Origin of the sequence: Pseudoalteromonas sp. Isolate3 (genome assembly GCF_022398505.1) — a bacterium.
Lineage (GTDB): Bacteria > Pseudomonadota > Gammaproteobacteria > Enterobacterales > Alteromonadaceae > Pseudoalteromonas > Pseudoalteromonas apostichopi.
Genome location: NZ_JAKEVN010000222.1, coordinates 1 through 2513, shown reverse-complemented (window position 1 = coordinate 2513; position 2513 = coordinate 1). Strand labels below are relative to the sequence as shown.

The 2513-nt window shown below is 39.4% G+C and carries 4 protein-coding genes; 1 reads left to right on the top strand and 3 read right to left on the bottom strand.

All coding sequences use genetic code 11. The annotated features are described in order from the left end of the window. Positions 1 to 11: 11 nt before the first annotated feature. Positions 12 to 491 (bottom strand): GNAT family N-acetyltransferase, encoded by a 480-nt coding sequence (locus L1D46_RS20365; protein WP_167657692.1) that lies wholly within the window; start codon positions 489 to 491, stop codon positions 12 to 14. Between the two features lie 80 nt (positions 492 to 571). Between L1D46_RS20365 and L1D46_RS20360 the strand changes: the two genes are divergently transcribed. Next, on the top strand, positions 572 to 775 hold the full coding sequence (locus L1D46_RS20360; protein ID WP_054561447.1) for a hypothetical protein: 204 nt from the start codon (positions 572 to 574) through the stop codon (positions 773 to 775). Between the two features lie 38 nt (positions 776 to 813). Here the strand turns inward: L1D46_RS20360 and htpX are convergent, their stop codons facing one another. Continuing rightward, positions 814 to 1674 (bottom strand): protease HtpX, encoded by an 861-nt coding sequence (gene htpX, locus L1D46_RS20355; protein ID WP_167657693.1) that lies wholly within the window; start codon positions 1672 to 1674, stop codon positions 814 to 816. 174 nt (positions 1675 to 1848) lie between these two features. Further along, the coding region (gene bioD, locus L1D46_RS20350) for a dethiobiotin synthase (RefSeq protein WP_239978143.1) at positions 1849 to 2513 on the bottom strand (665 nt) is incomplete at its 5' end.

The following is a 2513-nucleotide window of genomic DNA, read 5'->3' as shown; positions in this document are numbered from 1 at the left end:
CATTATAGTAATTAGTTAATATACTTTATCCAGTGAGCTTCATGATTTTGAAAGCCGCATTTTTTTAACAGCTTAATACTTGCACTATTATTTGGATTAACTAAAGCCACCACACTGTTAAGCGGAGTCGCTACAAAGGTAGTCAGTTTGTCAAATAGCATTTCTAATACCTTTTGCATTATCCCCTTGCCAAAGAATTGCGATGACAATTCAAATCCCAACATACCTTGCTCGTTAATTATGTTAAATAGGCCAACACTGCCAATAACTTGCCCACTACTTCTTAAAACAATAACTAAACGAATGCCTTGTTGATTATAAAAACGTTCTATGTCGCCTTGAATAAAGTCATATACGTCACCTTTCGTTATGTCACTACTGTAATCATTAAACGATTGAACATGGGGATCTTTTAAAATACCCCAAATCGCTTGACAATCTTTATGACGAATGGGACGTAAGTCAAAGGCTAAGTCATCGTGGTTTGACACGTTAATTTCTTCTTTTTACTTTATGAGCTGGCATTATTGTCTTACTATAAATGCAATTTCAAGCAATTAGATTAAGTTCGATGAGTGAAGAATTTAAAGTAATCCAACCTACCACCACAGTCTACTGTAAAGAACGCGGCGAAGGCTGGACTTTAACAGGGATCACTAGTATTGATGAACACACTTCAGTGATGTTCGATGGTGTAAGGTATACCTTACCGGCCCGTGAAATTGTTGAGGTTTTATTACCACAACAACTCGAGCGCGAGAAAAACCAACAATAAAAAAAGCCAGCATCAAGCTGGCTTTTTCGTCTTTACAATTAACGTAATGCGTTAATACGCTCATCAAGTGGTGGGTGCGATGAGAATAACTCGGCAACACCTTTACCGCTTGCAATACCAAACGCCATCATTGAACCTTCTAGTTGTGATGGGTGGTTTTGTTTTAAGCGCTCAAGGGCACTACGCATTTTGTCTGCACCTACAAGTCTTGCTGCACCGGCATCCGCAGAGAACTCGCGTTTACGGCTATAGTAAGCAACAATCACACTTGCTAGAACACCAAATAGCATTTGGAAAATCATATCGAACAAGAAGTAAGTCCAGCTACTACCGCCCTCTTCTTCATCACTATTTAAGAAGTTATCAACAATACCTGCTAATACTTTCGCCATAAAGATAACAAAGGTATTCACTACACCTTGAATAAGAGTAAGCGTTACCATGTCGCCATTTGCAATGTGTGATACCTCATGAGCCAATACAGCCTCAGCTTGATCTTGGTTCATGTTGTGTAATAAACCGGTGCTCACAGCCACCAGTGAGTTGTTCTTGCTTGGGCCAGTCGCAAATGCGTTCATTTCAGGGCTATCGTAAATAGCCACTTCTGGCATCGCGATACCTGCTTTTTTTGCTTGCGCCGCTACCGTCGAAACTAACCATTGTTCTGTTTCAGAGCGTGGCTGTTCAATAACATGTGCACCGGTTGATTTTTTTGCCATCCATTTCGACATAAATAACGAAATAAACGAGCCACCAAAACCAAATACGGTTGAAATAACTAAAATGCCGCCTAGACTGCGATGGCTAATACCCAGCACGCTCATCACAATAGACAACACAATACCTAACACTAGCATTACCGCTAAGTTAGTCAGTAGAAACAAAAATACACGCTTCATAAAAACCTCAGAATAAACATACCAATTGTATTAACTAACGACATGGTTAAAAATCGTTAGTTAATAAAATTATCTGGGCTTACTTCCAACTTAGTTTAAGACGTATGCAATTGGTCGCAAGGAACTAATTGCAACCAATTGTGACAGAGTATGTCAAAAGTAACAACTCAATTATTATGGGTTGATAGATAAAATTTCAAGTAAGGTTTTGTAAATTTTTAACTTAGGAGTGCTGTCTGTATAAGGACTAATCGCTAAAAGCGGGAAAGGTAATGTTGATTTTAAGGTTTCTAAATTTGCGTCTTGCTCACGCATATTAGGATCTACATGATTTGCAATCCAACCCACACAATTGACACCAAGTGCTTTAAAGTGACTAGCAGTTAATAAAGCATGATTTAGGCAGCCTAGCTTCAAGCCAACCACTAAAATAACATGAAGGTCTTGTGATTTAACCCAATCACAGAGCAAATCAGTTTCGTTGATAGGCAAACACCAGCCACCAGCACCTTCTGTAAGAATATAATCAGTATTGAGTGCTTTTACATTCGCATAAGCAGCATCGAGCTTGTCAAATGTGAGTCTATCGCCTACTTGAGCAGCGGCAATATGCGGTGCAATGGGTGGCTCATAAGTAAAGGGGTTAACAATGTTATATTTAACCCCAATCGATGAGCTTTCCATTAAAGTTAAAGCATCATCGTTAACTAGCTGACCAAATGCTTCTTCTGCACCTGCAGCAATAGGTTTAAAACCAACGGCACGCTGTTTATGTTGCGCCAGTAAGTTTAACAACAAACTGGTTACATGGGTTTTTCCAGCATCGGTGTCTGTACCAG